Below are 18,430 nucleotides of genomic sequence, written 5' to 3'. Positions count from 1 at the left end.
TAAGGCGCCATTCTTCCGTGAATCATGGCGCTATGCAATCAGAGAGCACTCAACCACTGCCGCAAACTGTGTGGTTGATCGGTAAATAGCCGCCGCCCTATTTGTAAGGGCGCAGGTGATCGTACTCTTCGGCCAGTTTGGCGATGCGTTTGGCCATGCCACGGAAAATAAACAGATGTGCAGGCATCATCACAAACCAGTACAGCAGCCCGCTAAAACCAGCAGGGTGCCACCAGGCGCGCACATCGAGCTGGCGACGATCGCCAAGATCTTTAATGCTGAATGTCAGTCTGCCGAGGCCTGGGGCTTTCATACCGAACATCAAGGCTAACTGGCGCAGCGGCTTCATAGTGATCACCTTCCAGCCGTCAACCAGATCGCCGACTTGCAACGTTTCCCGCGCGGGGCGGCCATAAACGATACCATTGCCTGCCATATCATCCATGCGGGCGCGAATTTGCCACAGGATGTTGGCATAGAAGTAACCTTCCTTGCCCCCCAGTTGTTGAACTACATGCCACAAGGCGTCACTGGAGGCCTGCGTTCCCAGCATACACCCGGCCTGTTTCGGGTAAAAGCCGTAGCCAGGCCGCCAGCGGGCGCGTGCTTCCGGGTCGTAACCCCAGTCGGCAGAGTCGATGACTTCATCTTCGTGGCGCAGCGTTTCTTTCACCGCTTCATCAAAGGTTTGTAGCCTTTGTGGAATCAAGGCTTGCAGCGGTTGGCCATCGGCGGGGAGATCGTGATTCAGCCCCTGGATCAGCGCACTGGCGATCGAGGTGGGAACAGAGGTAATCATGCTGATAAACCACACCGAAATGAAGCGTGTTGGCAGCGGGATCGGAATCAGCCAGCGTTTCTTGCCGCTGATGGCGATAAAGCGCTCGAACAGCGTTTGATAGCTGATGTATTCCGGCCCGGCGACATCAAAAATTCGGTTTTCTTGTGCTGGGTGTTGCAGCAGCTCGGTCATATAAACCAGCAGGTTTTCCAGGGCAACCGGCGATGATTTGGAGCGCACCCAACGCGGAGGCGTGAGGATCGGCAGATTGTAGACCATATCGCGCATCACTTCGAATGCGGCGGAGCCTGGGCCGACGACAATACTGGCACGCAGTTCGGTTACTGGGATGCCACTTTGGCGCAGAATTTCGCCCGTCAGCTTGCGTGCTATCAGATGCGGTGAACTTTCGCCTTCTGGCTGCAAGGCACCGAGAAATATCACCTGCTTGACCTTGGAACCGCGCAGGGCATTGCGCAGATTCTCAGCCCCTTGGCGTTCTTTTTCTATAAAGCCATCACCGTCCCCCATCCCATGAATCAGATAGTAAACGGTATCAATCTGCCATAAGGCGGCGGCCAGCGTTTCTGTGCGATAGATGTCGACGTAGCGGCAATTGACGTGTGGCCAGTTTTGTTCTTCCAGCCATTCTATACGGCGTGCTGCGGCGGTGATCTCGTGCCCCTGTTCCACCAGGCGAGGGATAAGATGCTGGCCGATATAGCCGCTGGCTCCGAGAACCAGAATGCGTTGGGGTATCATCAATACTGCCTTGTATTGTTATCGTTGAAGTAAGCGGAGTGACAGGATGCCAAATTCGTGGATTAAATGCATTTTTTGTGTGGATATTCAGCGTTGCATTTGATCTGGCGTCGGTTCACTATACGCAACGTACTTTACGATGAATACTTGAACTTTATGAAGATCAATTGGTTATGTTATTTCTTCCTGGCGCTGCTCTCCGTGGCTTGCCTGTACCTTGCAACCCCTCTTTGGCTCTGGCTGTTGTTGGTTAACCTGCTGACGCTGGTGATTTATGGTGGGGATAAGCTCGCTGCCTGCAAAAAGTGGCCACGTGTGCCGGAAATCACGCTCTTACTGTTCGGGCTGATTGGGGGCTGGATCGGGGCGATCCTCGGCCAACAGCTGTTCCGGCATAAAACGCAAAAGCAACCTTTCAAAACCTATTTCATGCTCAGCGTGGTACTGAACCTGTTGGTAATCCTGGGTGTTGGCTACTGGTTGTATGGCCGAATGGTGGTCTGACATTGTGCTGAGGTTCTCCCCTGAAAAGCCTCAGGGGAGAGGCACTAAGCGGCATCAGGCATGCTGATGCAGGAATTGTTGCCACAAATCGACCACTTTCTGCAGATCCTGACGGCTGACGTTGAGGTGGGTCAGGATCCGCGTCAGCGGCCCTGAGCTGATCAGCACGCCATTTTCACGCATCCATGAGCCGAGTTTGGCGGCCATCTCGGGAGATTGGCGCAGATACAGCACGTTGGTCTGCGCGCCTGGCTCCGCGATGTCTACACCGATATGGCGCAATTGCTGTTCCAGCCATTGAGCGTTGTCGTGATCCTCTTGCAAGCGATCCACGTTATGTTCGAGCGCATACAGGCCCGCCGCTGCCAGAATACCGGCCTGACGCATCCCGCCGCCGGTCATTTTGCGCCAGCGGTTAGCACGCTGGATAAACGCTTCGCTGCCGCACAGCAGCGAGCCCACAGGCGCTCCCAGCCCTTTCGACAGGCAGATAGTAAAGGTATCGCAGTATTGCACGATGGTTTTCAACGGAACGTTGAGCGCTACGGCAGCGTTAAAAATACGCGCGCCATCAATGTGCAGTGCCAGGTGGTGCTCGCGGGTGAATTGCCAGGCCTGTTGCAGATAATCAAGTGGTAACACGCGGCCACTGATGGTGTTTTCCAGGCTCAGCAGACGGGTTTTGGCGAAATGAATATCGTCGGGTTTGATCGCCGCTGCGACTTTGTCCAACGGCAGAGTGCCATCGGGATTAGCCTCGATTGGTTGCGGCTGGATGCTGCCCAGCACGGCGGCACCACCGGCTTCATATTTGTAGTTGTGTGCCTGCTGGCCAACGATATATTCCTCGCCGCGCTGGCAGTGGCTTAACAGGGCTACCAGATTGGCTTGAGTACCGGAAGGCAGAAACAGCGCCGCCTCTTTGCCGGAGAGCCTGACGGCTTCTGCTTGCAGTGCGTTTACCGTTGGATCGTCACCATACACATCGTCGCCGACGTCGGCATTAGCCATGACGCTGCGCATGGCCGCGCTAGGCTGTGTAACGGTATCACTGCGTAAATCTATGAGCATACGAATCCTTATCGTCAATCAGAGAAATGGCTCCCATCATAACCGGATTGCGGCGCTGAAAAAGCAGAAAATGCAGCGTGCAATTTCTGCTGTTAACGAGGTTCGATCAGCCGAGCGTTACATCACCCTGTAGCTGGCAACTGCAGGCCAAGACATAACCTTGTGCGATCTCTGCCGGGCTCAGCGTCATGGTGCTGGTGGTGGTGTAGTTGCCATCTACAATTCGGGTTTTACAGGACCCACACACGCCAGCACGACAAGCGGCATTGACCGGCAGTTTATGGGCTTCTAACGCTGCGAGTAGCGTACTGCCGACCGGAACGCGGAATTCACGCAGCGGCTGGCCGATCCGCAGCGTCAGTGGCTCGTCTTGTTCGCTGAGCTGATCCGCAGAGGTATGGAACTGTTCTTTGTGGAAGTGCGCAGCCGGGACATCAAGCTGCTCACAGAGTTGTTCCACCTGTCGCATATAAAGCTCAGAACCACAGGCCATCACGATACGTTCCGTAATATCCGGTGCTACCTGCTGCAGGAGCGTTGCGCTGAGGCGACCATTCAGCAAGCCAGAATGCGCAGTCTGTTTGGCGATCAGCGTCAACTGCAGTTGTGGGTGGGCGGTACACAGCTCTTGCCATTCATCGGCAAAAATCACGTCTGCCAGAGTACGCACGTTATAGATAACGCGAATATCGCACTGTGGCTTATTCGCCACCAGCCAGCGGCACATCGACATGATCGGCGTAACGCCACAACCGGCAGCCAGCATCAGATAACGATCGCTGGGGTGCTGGATGCAACTGAAATCCCCCTGAGCGTCAGATAACCACAGCACATCGCCGGGTTTGACTTCTTGCGTCAGCCAGCGCGAACCGGTGCCTTCGGGCAGGCGGCGCACGCTGAGGCTGATAAAGCGGCTTAAGCCGGGCGAAGAGGAAAGGGTATAGGCGCGCAGCGTTTCTTCACTGTTACGAATGCTGACCAGCGCAAACTGACCCGGTTGATAAAAATAAACATCAGGGGTAATCAGGTTCAGCGTCCAGACGTCGGTGGTTTCCTGCTGGATGGAGTGCACCTTCATCGGGTTCGGGCAAAGTGGGCTGGGTGGGGTCATCAAGCACCTCAAAAATAAAAAACGGGGCCGCCATCGCAGCCCCGGAAAATGGCCTTAGCCAAGCAGTGTTTGCATGTCCTGCTCTACGGTGGTGATTGGGCGCAGGCCGAATTTGTCATTCAGCACCGCCAGCAGGTTATCGCTCAGGAACGCTGGTGCGCTTGGGCCGGTAACGATATTCTTCACCCCCAATGACAGCAGCGTCAGCAGGATGACGATCGCTTTCTGCTCGAACCAGGACAGCACCAGGCTGAGTGGCAGATCGTTCACCGTGCAGCCGAGTTTCTCGGAAAGTTTCACCGCCAGCATCACGGCTGAATAGGCATCGTTGCACTGGCCGACATCCAGCAAGCGGGGCAGACCTTCCAGCGTGCCGAAGTCCAGCTTGTTGAAACGGTACTTGCCGCACCCCAGCGTCATGATCAGGCAATCTTGCGGTACGCTGCGGGCGAAATCGGTGAAGTAGCTGCGATCTTCACGGCTACCGTCACAGCCGCCAACCAGGAAGACGTGGCGCAGTTTTTTCTGAGTCACCAGATCGATCACCGTATCAGCCGCGTTCAACAACACCTGGCGGCCAAAGCCGATGGTGATCAGGTGCTCAAGCTCGTTGTATGGGAAGCCGTTGAGCTGTTGTGCCTGCTCGATCACCGCGCTGAAATCGTTCCCTTCCAGGTGTTTAACGCCCGGCCAGCCCACCATACTGCGTGTCCAGATACGATCGCCATAGTTACCGACGTTCGGGTCGATAATACAGTTGGAGGTCATCACAATCGGGCCCGGGAATTTGGCGAATTCGGTCTGCTGATTCTGCCAGCCACTGCCGTAGTTACCCACCAGATGGGGGAATTTCTTCAGTTCTGGGTAAGCGTGTGCTGGCAGCATTTCGCCGTGGGTATAAACATTGATACCGCTGCCTGCGGTCTGTTCCAGCAGCAGGCGCAGGTCTTCCAGATCGTGGCCAGAAATCAGGATGGCTTTACCTGCCACCGGGCGCACGTTGACGGAAGAAGGCTGAGGATCGCCATAGGCCAGGGTTTCGCCGCGATCGAGCAATGCCATCACGTTGAAGTTCATTTTGCCGATGCCCATGGCATTGTTCAGCAAGGTATCAACATCGCGTGGCGCAGTACCAAGCCAGGCCATCAAGGCGTGATAATTGGCGTAGATCTGGTTGTCGAACTGCCCCAGCACATGGGCATGCTCCATATAGGCGGCGGCCCCTTTCAGGCCATACAGGCATAACATGCGCAGGCCGTGAATGTCGTCACCCACCTCGGCTTTATCGGTATTGAGAGCGAACTGTGCCGCCTGCTGCAGTAACGCTGGCATATCGTTGCCCGCCAGTTGCAAGGCGGCCAGTGGATGATCGACACGCACGCTGGCATCCAGCAGACGGCAGCGCGCGGCCAGTGATTCGCGCAGAGAAATGGTTTCACGCGTGTAGCTGATAATGCGGTCGGAATCGAAATTCACGTTGGTCAGCGTTGAGAAGAAAGCGCGTGGGGAGAAGTTGTCGACATCGTGATCGACAATGCCCAACGCACGAGCCTGTAAGGCCCAGGCGGAGAGACCCTGCAGCGCGGCGACCAACAGATCTTGCAGGTCGGAGGTTTCTGCCGTTTTGCCACACATTCCTTGGGCATAAGAGCAGCCGTTACCTGCCGGTGTCCGGATAGTTTGTTCACATTGCACACAGAACATAATCGCTTCCTTTTTTAAAGTTGCATTGCCAATGCCTGTTTTGAGAATAGATCGGCAGTGCAGGCTTAAAAAAGCTTTTTTTGTACAACTTTACCTAAGTTTGATGTAGGACAAGTTAGCGTGCGGATGGGAATTATTACGCAATTTTTGCAAAGGCGCGGTGGACCGCGCCGAAAGGATCAGGAAAACAGTGCGATCAAGACCGGCCCGAGCAGGCTCAACAAGAAACCATGCACGATCGCCGGGGGAACCATGTCCAACCCGCCGCTGCGCTGTAGAACCGGCAACGTGAAGTCCATCGAGGTGGCTCCACACAGGCCCAGCGCCGAAGAACGACTGCGGCGCACCAGCGTAGGGATCAGCATAATGGCCACCAGTTCACGTGCCAGATCGTTGAAAAATGCCGCACTACCCAATACTGGGCCGTAAGCATCGGTAATCAGGATCCCGGAAAGTGAATACCAGCCAAAGCCGGAAGCCATCGCCAGCCCGGTTTTTAGCGGTAGCCCCAGCAATTGTGCTGCCAGCGCACCGCCTGCCAGGGCGCTGACGGCAACAACGCACGCCACGATAGTGCCACGGCGATTCAGCACGATCTGGCGCAGCGTCATGCCGCTGTTGCGTAACTGAATACCGACCAGTAACAGCAGGAAAAGCAGGGCGTATTCGCTACCTTTGCTGGCAAATTGTAGCCACTGCCATTGCGTCAGGCCCAGAACAAAACCACCCAGCACCACCCCGCACAGTTTCAGGGATTCCAACGCCATATGCAGGCGCGAAGGCGGTTTTTCCTGTTTGTAGGTGTTTTTCCATGGCCGACGGCGTTCCAGCACAAACAACATCAGTAGGTTGGCGCAGAAGATGCACAGGAAAAACACCAAAGTATATTGGAGTATCAGCACCAGATTGCTGCTGAGATTCTCCAGAAAGGCCAGACTGATGCCCATAAAGAACAGAATGACGTATACCATCCAGCTTAACAGACGGTTAATAGTCTGAATCAGGGGTTTGCTGCGCAAGGGAATGAGATAACCGGCGATCAGCGGTAACAGAATAATCAGCAGTCCTGAATACATGATGAAACGAGTGTCCTTTAATCTGGGAGAAGGCCGGGAACCCGGCAAGCTCAACACGCTAACTAAAATGAACGCCAGAGTAAAGCAACAGATTTGATGATGTCTGCTTGACCTGAAAGGGTTTTTTTGACCATTCTCAAGGTATATCACTCTTGGGGTGTAAGAGTGTCAGCGGCGTTCACCCACATTTGGGCTGAACGAGCATGCGAGGTGGATGATGTTTTTAGAGCGTATTGAGATTGTAGGATTTCGTGGCATCAACCGGCTTTCGTTGATGTTGGATGAAAACACCGTATTGCTCGGTGAAAACGCCTGGGGGAAATCCAGCCTGCTGGATGCGATGACGTTTCTTCTGGCACCGGAACAGACGCTGTATCGCTTTGAGGCACGGGATTTTCATTTCCCCCCAGGGGATGAAGCGGCTAAAGAGCGCCATCTGCAGATTATTTTTACGTTCTGTGAAAAGGACATCGGCCACGCGCATTTGCCACGTTACCGTCATCTGTCACCGCTTTGGTCGAAAGGGGAGGACAACCTGGGGCGCATTCACTATTGCTGTGAAGGCGAACTGGAAGATGATGGAACGGTATGTACCTGGCGCCGTTTTCTGGATGCGGATGGTAATGAGCTGCATTTGCACCATATCGAGCAACTGGTGCATGCGCTAATCCGCACCTATCCGGTATTACGTTTGCGCGATGCGCGTTTTATCCGCCGCTTGCGCCCCAGCACCTTCAACGAATCCCCGTCTACCGACCATGAAGCCTTGGCGCAGCAGTTGGATCAACTGACGCGCGAACTGGTACGCAATCCGCAAAAATTAACCAATTCCGAACTGCGCCAAGGGTTAGCGGCGATGCAGCAACTGCTGGAACACTATTTTGCCGAGCTGGGTTCACAAGTACCTGGGCCCCATCGCCATCGTCAGATAGAGTCCCGGCAGACCTGGCGTTCGCTGGATAACATTAACCGCACGATTTCTGAGCCCAACAGCCGCAGCATGCGCCTGATCCTGTTGGGCATGTTTTCTACGTTGCTGCAGGCTAAGGGCAACGTCAAACTCGATCCTCACGCCCGGCCATTGCTATTGGTCGAGGACCCGGAGACGCGCCTGCATCCGATTATGCTGTCGGTGGCCTGGAATTTGCTCAACCAGATGCCGTTGCAGCGGATCACCACTACCAACTCCAGCGAACTGGTTTCGCTGGTGCCGGTTGAACATATTTGCCGCCTGGTACGTGAGTCCGCTCGCGTGGCAACCTACCGTCTGGGGCCGGGTGGTTTAAGCCCGGAAGATGGGCGCCGCATCGCGTTTCATATCCGTTTTAATCGGCCTTCTTCGCTGTTTGCCCGCTGTTGGCTATTGGTAGAAGGGGAAACCGAAGTGTGGCTGCTGAACGAACTGGCGCGCCAGTGTGGTTACCATTTTGAAGCGGAAGGGGTGCGGGTGATCGAATTTGCTCAATGTGGCCTGAAGCCGCTGCTGAAATTTGCCCGTCGGATGGGAATTGAATGGTATACGCTGGTGGATGGCGATGAAGCCGGGAAAAAGTACGCTAATACCGTTCGCAGCCTGCTGGACAATCATGAAGACAATGAACGCGATCGCCTGACGGTGCTGCCAGCACCCAACATGGAATACTTTATGTACAAAGAGGGGTTCAGCCCGGTTTATCATCGAGTGGCCTCGGTGCCGCTCAAGACACAGATGCCGGTGCGCAAGGTGATCCTCAAGGCAGTGCATCACTCCTCCAAACCTGACCTGGCAATCGAAGTGGCGATGCAGGCCGGAGCCTGGGGGACGGATTCAGTACCACCACTGCTGAAAAAGATGTTTTCGCGCGTGATTTGGCTGGCTCGTGGTCGAGCTGACTAGTCTGAAATTAGGTAGCTTAAGATTGATAAGCACAGGTAGGGAAAATCTTGATGTGGTTAACAGGGCGTAAAAAACGCAGGTTGATAGTCAGTGCCGTTTTATTGGTGCTCGTTGTTCTGGTTTATCGGCATTTTAGCCACCCAACTCCGGTGGATTTTCAAACCGTCAAGGTTACAAAGCGCGATCTGCAACAGAACGTATTGGCAACCGGCCAATTGGATGCGGTACGCAAGGTTGACGTTGGTGCTCAGGTCAGCGGCCAGTTGGAAAGCCTGAAGGTCGAGATCGGCGACAAGGTGACAAAGGGCCAACTGCTGGCCATTATTGATCCACAACAGGCGCAGAACAGCATTCGCGAAAGCGAAGCGACCCTGCAACAGTTGCAGGCTCAATTGCAGCAGGCACAGGCCGAACAGCAACTGGCGTCGGTGACATTGCAACGCAACCGTGAACTGGCCAAGAAGCAGGCGGTATCAAGCCAGGATCTGGATCAGTATGCGACCGAATTGGCGGTGAAAAAAGCACAGGTCGAGACGATCAAAGCGCAGATTATGAAAAATCAGGCCAGCCTGGATACCGCGAAAATCAATCTGGCCTATACCCGCATCGAAGCGCCGATGGATGGCGATGTGGTGCAGATCACCACCCAACAGGGCCAAACGGTGATTGCCGCGCAGCAGGCCCCCAATATCCTGACCTTGGCCGACATGAGCACCATGCTGGTGAAAGCACAGGTGTCTGAAGCAGACGTTATCAACCTGAGGCCGGGGCAGAAAGCCTGGTTTACCGTACTGGGCGATCCGAATAAACGCTTTGATGGCGTGCTGAAAGATATCCAACCGACGCCAGAAAAGGTTAACAATGCCATTTTCTACTATGCGCGCTTTGAAGTGCCGAACCCGGAAGGCTTATTGCGTTTGCAAATGACGGCTCAGGTGCATATTCAGCTCTCTGGCGTCAGCGACGCACTGGTGATCCCTTTGGCAGCGCTGGGCGAGCAGATTGCCGACAATCGTTATCATGTTGCGCTGCTGAAACAGGGGCAAGAGCAACCGCGTGAGGTTACCATTGGCATTCGTAATAACGTTGATGTTCAGATCGTCAGCGGGCTGGACGTGGGTGACGAAGTGATTATCAGCCGTGGCGGCGTAGGGGTTCACTGATGGCGGCTTTGTTGGAGCTGAGTGGGATCCGGCGTAGTTATCTTTCCGGCGATCAGACGGTGGATGTGCTGAAAGACGTCAGCCTGAGTATTGAAGCTGGTGAAATGGTGGCGATTATGGGGGCTTCCGGCTCTGGTAAATCGACGCTGATGAACATTTTAGGCTGCCTGGATCAGCCCAGTGCTGGTACTTATCGGGTTGCCGGGCGCGATGTTGCGACCCTCAACGGCGATGCGCTGGCACAACTGCGGCGTGAGCACTTTGGTTTTATCTTCCAGCGTTACCACCTGTTACCCCATCTGAGTGCTGCGCATAACGTCGAAGTGCCTGCGGTTTATGCCGGTCTGGGGAAAGCGGCTCGGCGGGAGCGGGCCACCGCGTTGTTGCAACGTTTAGGGCTGGGGGAACGGGTGGCTTATCGGCCAAGCCAGCTCTCTGGTGGCCAGCAGCAGCGCGTCAGTATTGCGCGCGCCCTGATGAACGGTGGGCAGGTGATCCTGGCGGACGAACCGACCGGCGCACTCGATAGCCATTCTGGTGAAGAGGTGATGACCATTCTCAAGCAACTGTGCGAACAGGGGCACACGGTGATCATCGTGACGCACGATCCGGCAGTGGCGCGTCAGGCAGAACGGATTATTGAAATTCGCGATGGGGCCATTATTGCGGATTCCGGCGCAGCTAAGCACGGCAATGCACAGGCAAAAACCTTGGAGCTGGCAACACCGGCACCTTCCTGGCAGCAGATGCTAGGCCGGTTCCGTGAAGCCTTGGTGATGGCATGGCGGGCGATGGCGGCTAACAAAATGCGCACCGTGCTCACTATGCTTGGGATCATCATCGGCATTGCGTCTGTGGTATCGATCCTGGTGATCGGCGATGCGGCCAAGCAAATGGTGCTGGCCGATATCAAATCGATCGGCACCAACACCGTGGATGTTTTTCCAGGCAAAGATTTTGGCGATGATGATCCGGTATACCGGCAGGCGTTGAAATATGGCGACTTGGGGGCGCTGCACGAGCAGCCTTACGTTAATGCATTGTCGCCCAAGATCGGCAGCAGTATGCGGTTGCGATTTGGCAACATCGATGTGGCCGCCAACGTCACTGGCGTCAGTGAGCAGTTTTTCCTCGTTTATGGCATGGCTTTTACTCAGGGGGCAGGCATCGACCCTCTGCAAGTGCAATCGCAGGCGCAGGTCGTGGTGATCGACGCTAATACCCAGCGCCGTTTGTTTCCACACCAGAAGAATGTGGTGGGTGAGGTGATTCTGGTTGGCAATATGCCTGCAACGGTAGTGGGAGTGGCAAAAGAGAAACAGTCAATGTTTGGCAGCAGCCAGGCGCTCAGCGTGTGGGTGCCTTACACCACCATGGCGAATCGATTGGTAGGTAAAGACAGTTTTGACTCCATTACGGTGCGTATTCGCGAGGATTACAACAGCCAGGAAGCGGAGCAGCAGTTGACGCGCCTGTTAACGCTGCGCCACGGGAAGAAAGATTTCTTCACCTACAACATGGACAGCCTGGTGCAGACTGCGGAAAAAACTACGCACACGTTGCAGCTATTCCTGACGCTGGTGGCGGTGATCTCACTGGTGGTTGGGGGCATTGGGGTGATGAATATCATGCTGGTATCGGTCACTGAAAGGACGCGTGAAATCGGTATTCGTATGGCGGTAGGTGCGCGTTCTGGTGATGTATTGCAACAGTTTCTGATCGAGGCTGTATTGGTTTGCCTGGTGGGGGGCGCGCTAGGGATCACCTTGTCATTTGCCATCGGCCTGCTGGTACAAGCGGTGTTGCCGGGCTGGCAGATCAGTTTCCCACCTGCTGCGCTGCTAAGTGCGTTTCTCTGTTCTACGGCGATTGGGGTGATATTCGGCTATTTGCCAGCCCGCAGTGCGGCGAGGCTGAATCCGATTGATGCATTGGCCCGTGAGTAAGAGTAAGCTGATAAAAAATGCCAGTCATAGATTGGCTGGCATTTTTAAGCTGGCAATGCAGAAGAGCTCTGAAGGGCGTCTAGGCCAGTGCCTCGCTTTCCAGCGGCATGATAAGGCTTGCATGATTCCCTTTCGGCCCTTGGTGAACGTCAAACCTGACCTGTTGGCCAGCTTTTAGCGTTCTGTAGCCATCCATCTTGATTGTTGAATAATGAGCGAAAATATCTTCGCCGCCGCCTTCTGGGCAAATAAAACCAAAGCCTTTGGCGTTATTGAACCATTTAACAGTACCCGTCTCCATGCTTCTACATCCCTCGCAACGCAGTATTTTAGGTGAGATGAATAACTGATTCTGGTGAGTGTCGGGTGGTCAAAAGACCAGCAACTCACGAATTTACACTCTAGAGCAAATGATCATCACGTCAAGGGATCGGCTTTTGACAGGCGTGAGCAGTTCACCAAAGTTTGAAGCAGTTAACGATATTGACATTGTTTGGTAACAAATTGTGCAGGAAAGTAGGGCTGTCTTATCTGATTTGTCATGCGGCGTATTGGCCAGGAAAATGGTAAAATAGTAGCAATATTCCCTTTGAATAACCCGAACGTGCCCTCATCTATGGGCATGGTTAGAGAAGATGAACCGCGATGGGCAAGAGTAATGATTGGCTAAATTTTGAGCACTTGATCGAAGAAAAACAAATCGATGCGGTAAAACCGCCATCAATGTATAAAGTTATACTTAATAACGATGATTATACACCGATGGAATTTGTGATTGACGTGCTGCAAAAGTTCTTTTCTTATGATATTGAACGTGCAACACAACTGATGCTTACGGTGCACTATCGAGGTAAGGCGATCTGCGGTGTTTTTACCGCCGAGGTGGCGGAAACCAAGGTTGTTCATGTGAACCGTTATGCGAGGGAGAATGAGCATCCGTTACTTTGTACGTTGGAAAAGGCCTGAATGGAGTCCGATTCAATAGGCGCTCTCAGCGTAGCCAATTTGGGCGCAGGCGGCGCATCGTAACCTGGAACGTACATGAGGTACGTTACGAAAGGAGGCGAACACTGCCCTGGCGTAAACTGGCCAGTAAGATAGTCTGGTGAACAGACTGAAAGGTAATCTATTTGGGAGGTGCCTATGCTCAATCAAGAACTGGAACTCAGTCTTAACATGGCTTTCGCCAGAGCGCGTGAGCACAGACATGAGTTTATGACCGTGGAGCACCTGTTGCTTGCATTGCTCAGCAACCCTGCCGCGCGCGAAGCGCTTGAGGCATGTACGGTGGATCTGGCGGCGTTGCGTCAGGAGCTGGAAGCCTTTATCGAGCAAACAACGCCTACGCTGCCCGTCAGCGAAGAAGAACGTGATACTCAACCAACGCTCAGTTTCCAGCGTGTACTGCAGCGTGCGGTATTCCACGTGCAATCTTCTGGCCGTAGCGAAGTCAGCGGGGCCAACGTGCTGGTGGCGATCTTCAGCGAGCAAGAATCGCAGGCGGCTTATCTGCTGCGTAAACACGACGTCAGCCGCCTGGACGTGGTGAACTTTATTTCACATGGTACGCGTAAAGATGAGCCGGGCCAGGCTCCGAGTGCGGAGAACCCGGTAAACGAAGAGCAGTCCGGAGGGGAAGACCGTATGGAAAACTTCACCACCAACCTGAACCAACTGGCCCGTGTGGGCGGCATCGATCCGTTAATTGGCCGCGATCGTGAGCTGGAGCGTACTATTCAGGTGCTGTGCCGTCGCCGTAAAAACAACCCGCTGCTGGTGGGTGAGTCCGGCGTGGGCAAAACCGCAATTGCCGAAGGGCTGGCCTGGCGTATCGTGCAGGGAGATGTGCCGGAAGTGATGGCAGACTGCACGCTCTACTCGCTGGATATCGGTTCATTACTGGCTGGCACCAAATACCGTGGCGACTTTGAAAAGCGCTTCAAAGCGTTGCTGAAACAGCTGGAGCAGGATCAGAACAGCATCCTGTTTATTGACGAGATTCACACCATCATCGGTGCCGGTGCGGCTTCCGGTGGGCAAGTGGATGCTGCCAACCTGATTAAACCGCTGCTGTCGAGCGGCAAGATCCGGGTGATTGGCTCCACCACCTATCAGGAGTTCAGCAATATTTTCGAAAAAGACCGTGCCTTGGCACGTCGCTTCCAGAAAATTGATATCACTGAACCGACACCGGAAGAAACTATTCAGATCATTAACGGCCTGAAAACCAAGTATGAAGCGCACCATGACGTGCGTTATACCGCCAAAGCGATCCGCGCTGCGGTTGAGCTTTCGGTGAAATATATTAACGATCGCCATCTGCCGGATAAAGCGATTGACGTGATCGACGAAGCGGGCGCGCGTAGCCGGTTAATGCCGATCAGCAAACGCAAGAAAACGGTTAACGTGGCGGATATCGAATCCGTGGTGGCGCGCATTGCGCGTATCCCGGAAAAAACCGTCTCTGCCAGCGATCGTGATGTGCTGAAGAACCTGGGCGATCGCCTGAAAATGCTGGTGTTTGGCCAGGATCCGGCGATTGAAGCCTTGACTGAGGCGATCAAGATGAGCCGTGCGGGCTTGGGGCAGGATCGTAAACCTGTAGGGTCCTTCCTGTTTGCCGGGCCAACCGGCGTCGGGAAAACCGAAGTCACGGTGCAACTGGCGAAGGCGTTGGATATTGAACTGCTGCGGTTTGATATGTCCGAGTACATGGAACGTCATACCGTCAGCCGTCTGATTGGCGCACCTCCGGGCTACGTGGGTTACGATCAGGGCGGTTTGCTGACCGATGCGGTGATCAAACATCCGCATGCGGTAGTGCTGCTGGATGAGATCGAGAAGGCGCACCCGGACGTGTTTAACCTGCTGCTGCAGGTCATGGACAACGGAACCCTGACCGATAACAATGGCCGCAAGGCAGATTTCCGCAACGTTATTCTGGTGATGACCACCAACGCTGGTGTGCGTGAAACCGAGCGCAAGTCGATCGGGTTGATCGAGCAGGATAACAGCATTGATGCGATGGAAGAGATCAAGAAAGTGTTTACGCCAGAATTCCGTAACCGTCTGGATAACGTTATCTGGTTCAACCATCTGTCTCCGGCGGTGATCCAGCAGGTCGTCGACAAGTTTATCGTCGAACTGCAGGCGCAGTTGGATGCGAAAGGTGTGTCACTGGAAGTGAGTGACGAAGCGCGTGATTGGCTGTCAGTGAAAGGCTATGACCGTGCGATGGGTGCTCGCCCAATGGCGCGTGTGATGCAGGAAAACCTGAAAAAGCCGCTGGCCAATGAACTGTTGTTTGGTTCGCTGGTGGACGGGGGCTCGGTAAAAGTGGAGCTGGATAAGGACAAGAAACAGTTGACCTACCACTTCCTCAGCGCTGCGAAGCGTAAAGCTGATGAGGGTGCGGTGCACTAAGCAGCGAGCAAACAAAAAAAGCGATGCATCGGCATCGCTTTTTTTATGCGTGAAGTTCACGCGGTACAGAAATGAATCAGCCCTCTCAGTTTACTCGCGCCAAATGCAACTCGCTGTTGAACGCTGCTGCGGGGGTAAACGGAAAGGGCTCTCGAGGGATCACATCCTCAATGTTGCCAAAAGCTGGCAACGGGTGAGCCGATTAACGGCTACGGAAGACAATGCGGCCTTTGCTCAGGTCGTACGGGGTCAGCTCTACAGTGACTTTGTCGCCCGTCAGGATGCGGATATAGTTTTTACGCATTTTACCGGAGATATGAGCGGTTACCACGTGCCCGTTTTCCAATTCAACGCGGAACATGGTGTTTGGCAGCGTATCAAGAACGGTGCCCTGCATTTCAATATTGTCTTCTTTGGCCATCGAATCCTCTAGGTGTAACTACCTTAGTTTTTAACCGGCAAGATAATGCCGAAAAACCCACATTATGTAAAGATGTGTCGGTGAACAATGCACCGTTTCCGCAAAATTAGTCTGTTGGGGAGGGTGGTTCAACCTGATGTGGGGGTATAACTTGTGGTTGCCAGCATTCCGGCGCTAAAACCCTGCGTTGAAGGTTACTCAGCAACTGCAAAAATTGGCGGCGGGGAATTTCTTTGGCTCCCAGCGAGGCAGTGTGAGCGTTAAGCACCTGACAGTCAACCCATTCTCCGCCATAAGCGGCAAAATGGCGGCAAAAAGCCATCAGGGCACATTTTGACGCATTAGCTGTGCGGCTAAACATGGATTCCCCACAGAACAGGGCTCCTTGCGCGACACCGTACAAGCCCCCCACCAGTTGACCCTCCTGCCACACCTCAACGGAATGAGCGTGGCCTTGCTGGTGCAGTTGCCAATAGGCTCGCCGCACTTCTGGGCCGATCCAGGTGCCTTCTTCCGGGCGATGCGCGCAGGCAGTAATCACGGCGGCAAAATCGTGGTTGAGAGTGATCTGGAACGGGCTACCGTGGCGCAGGAAACGCTTGAGGCTGCGGCTGATATGGAATTCTGCCGGGCACAGTACGGCTCGGGGATCCGGTGACCACCAGAGAATGGCTTCCCCCGGCGAATACCAAGGGAAAATACCGCGCTCATAGGCGGCCAGCAGGCGCGAAAGCGTGAGATCGCCACCCATCGCCAACAGGCCGTTAGGATCGCGCAGGGCACTCTCTGGAGCAGGAAACGCCAACGACTGCGGTGACAGCATAACAATACGCATAAACCCTCTTAGCGTTGCCGACAGGCTGTTTTATTACCGAGCCGCTGGTGGAACTGCGCATAGCGGCCTGGCTGTTGCATCAGCACGGTATGATGGCCTTGTTCCACAATCTTGCCGCCGTCCATGACACAGATGCGATCGAAATGTTCCAACCCATACAGGCGATGGGTCACCAGAATCAGCGTCTTGCCACGACAATGCTGGCGTAGCAGAGCCAGAATCTGTTGCTCGGTTTCAGCATCCAGCCCTTCGGTAGGTTCATCAAGCAGCAGCAGCGGGGCCTGATGCAACAACGCGCGTGCGAGCCCCAGCCGGCGCTGCTCACCGCCAGAAAGCTGACGGCCACCTTCCCCTAACCAGGCATTCAGCCCTTCGTTTTCCAATAATTTATCCAGTCCTACCTGCTGCAACGCATTTTTTAATACCTCATCGCTGGCCTGCGGAGCGGCAATATGCAGGTTTTCACGCAGCGTGCTGCTGAAAATATGCACCCGCTGGCTGACGACGGCGGTCATGGAACGCAGCGTGGTTTCATCGTAGGTATTCAAAGGGTAACCATTGAGCAGGATCTCGCCGCTTTCGGCATTCCAGGCGCGCGTCAGCAGTTGCAACAGGGTGGATTTACCGCAACCGGTGCGCCCCAGCAGTGCGATGTGTTCACCGGCAGCAATAGGCAACGTGACATCATGCAACACCGGGAGCGGCTGCCCAGGATAGGTGAAAGAGACATCATGCAGGCTCAGCGTTGCGCCCGGCTGTGCTGCTGGCCCGTTCTCGGGGAAACAGACTTCCGGTTGCTGATCGATGATCTGTTTGACCCGTGTGGCAGAAGCGATTACCTGGCCCAGATGCTGGAATGCCGTGGCAACCGGCATCATGGTTTCAAAAGAGGCCAGTGCGGCAAAGGCAAACAGGGCAATCAGCGCCCCGGGTTGGGCATTTGAACCGATACCGGTTGCCGCCAGCCAAAGAATCAGCGTGACGGTAAGGCCGCTGGCAAGAATCGTTAAGGCCTGAGCGATACCACCCAGCGAGGCTTGCTGCCATTGGCGCTGTTGCCAGCGCTGTTCGGTGGCATTCAGTTTGGTGCGGAAATCATCTAACGCGCCGAAAATCACCAGTTCAGCTTGCCCGCGCAGCCAAGAGGCCAGATCGGTGCGGTACTGGCTGCGCAACGCGGTTAATTCACCACCAATCGGCTTACCTGCGTGATAGAACACTGGTGGGAACAGCAACAGCAACAGGAGCAAAATGCTGCCCAGAGTGAAGGCTAATGGGCCATCCAGCCAGCTTAGGCCGAAAGTCACCACCATGATCACCACTGCGGCGCTGACCAATGGGGAAATCACCCGTAGATACAAGTGATCGAGGGTATCGACATCCGCCACCAACCGGTTCATCAACTCGGCTTGGCGGAAGCGGGCAATACCGCCGGGCGACAGCGGCAGGATCTGCTTGAAGGTGAACACCCGCAGATGCGACAGCACGCGGAACGTCGCGTCATGACTGACTACGCGTTCGGCGTAGCGCCCCGCCGTGCGGAAAATCGCCGCACCGCGCACGCCTGCTGCAGGCAGCATGTAGTTGAAGGTATATAAACCCGCCAACCCAGCTAATGAGGAGGCCGCCAGGAACCAGCCAGAAAGTGCCAGCAGCCCAATACTGGCTAGCAAAGTGACGATCGCCAGAATAATCCCCAGGCAAATCAGGAAACTGTGCTTGCGGTACAGCGCCAGGAATGGCAATAAAACGCGCAT

At 54.7% G+C, this 18,430-nt stretch carries 15 protein-coding genes; 6 read left to right on the top strand and 9 right to left on the bottom strand.

The window, feature by feature from the left end:
- Positions 1-97 precede the first annotated feature (97 nt).
- Positions 98-1,543, bottom strand: a complete 1,446-nt coding sequence (locus IV04_RS01680) for a DUF2867 domain-containing protein (RefSeq protein ID WP_037393884.1) — start codon at positions 1,541-1,543, stop codon at positions 98-100.
- 156 nt (positions 1,544-1,699) lie between these two features.
- Here IV04_RS01680 and IV04_RS01675 point away from each other — a divergent pair, with 156 nt between their 5' ends.
- Positions 1,700-2,047, top strand: coding sequence for a DUF1294 domain-containing protein (locus tag IV04_RS01675; protein WP_037393881.1), 348 nt, complete (start codon positions 1,700-1,702; stop codon positions 2,045-2,047).
- Positions 2,048-2,101: 54 nt separating this feature from the next.
- Here the strand turns inward: IV04_RS01675 and ltaE are convergent, their stop codons facing one another.
- From ltaE to IV04_RS01655, 4 genes are all read right to left on the bottom strand, one after another.
- The gene (gene ltaE / locus IV04_RS01670) at positions 2,102-3,118 is read right to left on the bottom strand and encodes a low-specificity L-threonine aldolase (protein ID WP_037393879.1); all 1,017 of its coding nucleotides are present in this window, start codon (positions 3,116-3,118) and stop codon (positions 2,102-2,104) included.
- A gap of 106 nt (positions 3,119-3,224) precedes the next feature.
- Positions 3,225-4,229, bottom strand: coding sequence for an NADH oxidoreductase (gene hcr, locus IV04_RS01665; RefSeq protein ID WP_037393876.1), 1,005 nt, complete (start codon positions 4,227-4,229; stop codon positions 3,225-3,227).
- Positions 4,230-4,283: 54 nt separating this feature from the next.
- Entirely contained in the window at positions 4,284-5,933 is a 1,650-nt protein-coding gene (gene hcp / locus IV04_RS01660; protein WP_037393874.1) for a hydroxylamine reductase, read from the bottom strand.
- Between the two features lie 179 nt (positions 5,934-6,112).
- On the bottom strand, positions 6,113-7,009 hold the full coding sequence (locus IV04_RS01655) for a lysine exporter LysO family protein (protein WP_037393872.1): 897 nt from the start codon (positions 7,007-7,009) through the stop codon (positions 6,113-6,115).
- Between the two features lie 217 nt (positions 7,010-7,226).
- Here IV04_RS01655 and IV04_RS01650 point away from each other — a divergent pair, with 217 nt between their 5' ends.
- Genes IV04_RS01650 through macB form a run of 3 tightly spaced genes read left to right on the top strand, consistent with a single transcriptional unit; the run spans position 7,227 to position 11,994 of the window.
- Positions 7,227-8,885, top strand: a complete 1,659-nt coding sequence (locus IV04_RS01650; protein WP_037394312.1) for an ATP-dependent endonuclease — start codon at positions 7,227-7,229, stop codon at positions 8,883-8,885.
- Between the two features lie 50 nt (positions 8,886-8,935).
- Complete coding sequence (macA, locus tag IV04_RS01645) at positions 8,936-10,048, top strand: macrolide transporter subunit MacA (RefSeq protein WP_037393869.1); 1,113 nt, start codon at positions 8,936-8,938, stop codon at positions 10,046-10,048.
- A complete protein-coding gene (macB, locus tag IV04_RS01640) occupies positions 10,048-11,994 on the top strand; it encodes a macrolide ABC transporter ATP-binding protein/permease MacB (RefSeq protein ID WP_037393866.1) in 1,947 nt (648 codons plus the stop codon). Before macA ends, macB begins: the two co-directional genes overlap by 1 nt.
- A gap of 79 nt (positions 11,995-12,073) precedes the next feature.
- Here macB and cspD read toward each other — a convergent pair whose 3' ends face one another.
- Positions 12,074-12,295, bottom strand: coding sequence for a cold shock-like protein CspD (gene cspD, locus IV04_RS01635; RefSeq protein WP_037393863.1), 222 nt, complete (start codon positions 12,293-12,295; stop codon positions 12,074-12,076).
- 344 nt (positions 12,296-12,639) lie between these two features.
- Here cspD and clpS point away from each other — a divergent pair, with 344 nt between their 5' ends.
- The gene (gene clpS / locus IV04_RS01630) at positions 12,640-12,960 is read left to right on the top strand and encodes an ATP-dependent Clp protease adapter ClpS (RefSeq protein WP_037393861.1); all 321 of its coding nucleotides are present in this window, start codon (positions 12,640-12,642) and stop codon (positions 12,958-12,960) included.
- A 177-nt stretch (positions 12,961-13,137) separates the two neighbouring features.
- Positions 13,138-15,417 (top strand): ATP-dependent Clp protease ATP-binding subunit ClpA, encoded by a 2,280-nt coding sequence (gene clpA, locus IV04_RS01625; RefSeq protein ID WP_037393859.1) that lies wholly within the window; start codon positions 13,138-13,140, stop codon positions 15,415-15,417.
- A 202-nt stretch (positions 15,418-15,619) separates the two neighbouring features.
- Here the strand turns inward: clpA and infA are convergent, their stop codons facing one another.
- The 3 genes from infA to cydC form a co-directional block, all read right to left on the bottom strand.
- Positions 15,620-15,838 (bottom strand): translation initiation factor IF-1, encoded by a 219-nt coding sequence (gene infA / locus IV04_RS01620; protein WP_002211347.1) that lies wholly within the window; start codon positions 15,836-15,838, stop codon positions 15,620-15,622.
- 106 nt (positions 15,839-15,944) lie between these two features.
- Positions 15,945-16,673 carry a leucyl/phenylalanyl-tRNA--protein transferase gene (gene aat / locus IV04_RS01615; protein ID WP_037393856.1) on the bottom strand — a complete coding sequence of 243 codons (729 nt, stop codon included), beginning with the start codon at positions 16,671-16,673 and terminating at the stop codon, positions 15,945-15,947.
- An 8-nt stretch (positions 16,674-16,681) separates the two neighbouring features.
- Complete coding sequence (cydC, locus tag IV04_RS01610) at positions 16,682-18,430, bottom strand: cysteine/glutathione ABC transporter ATP-binding protein/permease CydC (RefSeq protein ID WP_037393853.1); 1,749 nt, start codon at positions 18,428-18,430, stop codon at positions 16,682-16,684.

The sequence above is a fragment of the Serratia sp. Ag1 genome (assembly GCF_000743355.1).
Classification (GTDB): Bacteria; Pseudomonadota; Gammaproteobacteria; order Enterobacterales; family Enterobacteriaceae; genus Chania.
The sequence above is the reverse complement of the archived record's forward strand: the minus strand, read 5'-3'. Positions and strand labels throughout refer to the sequence as shown.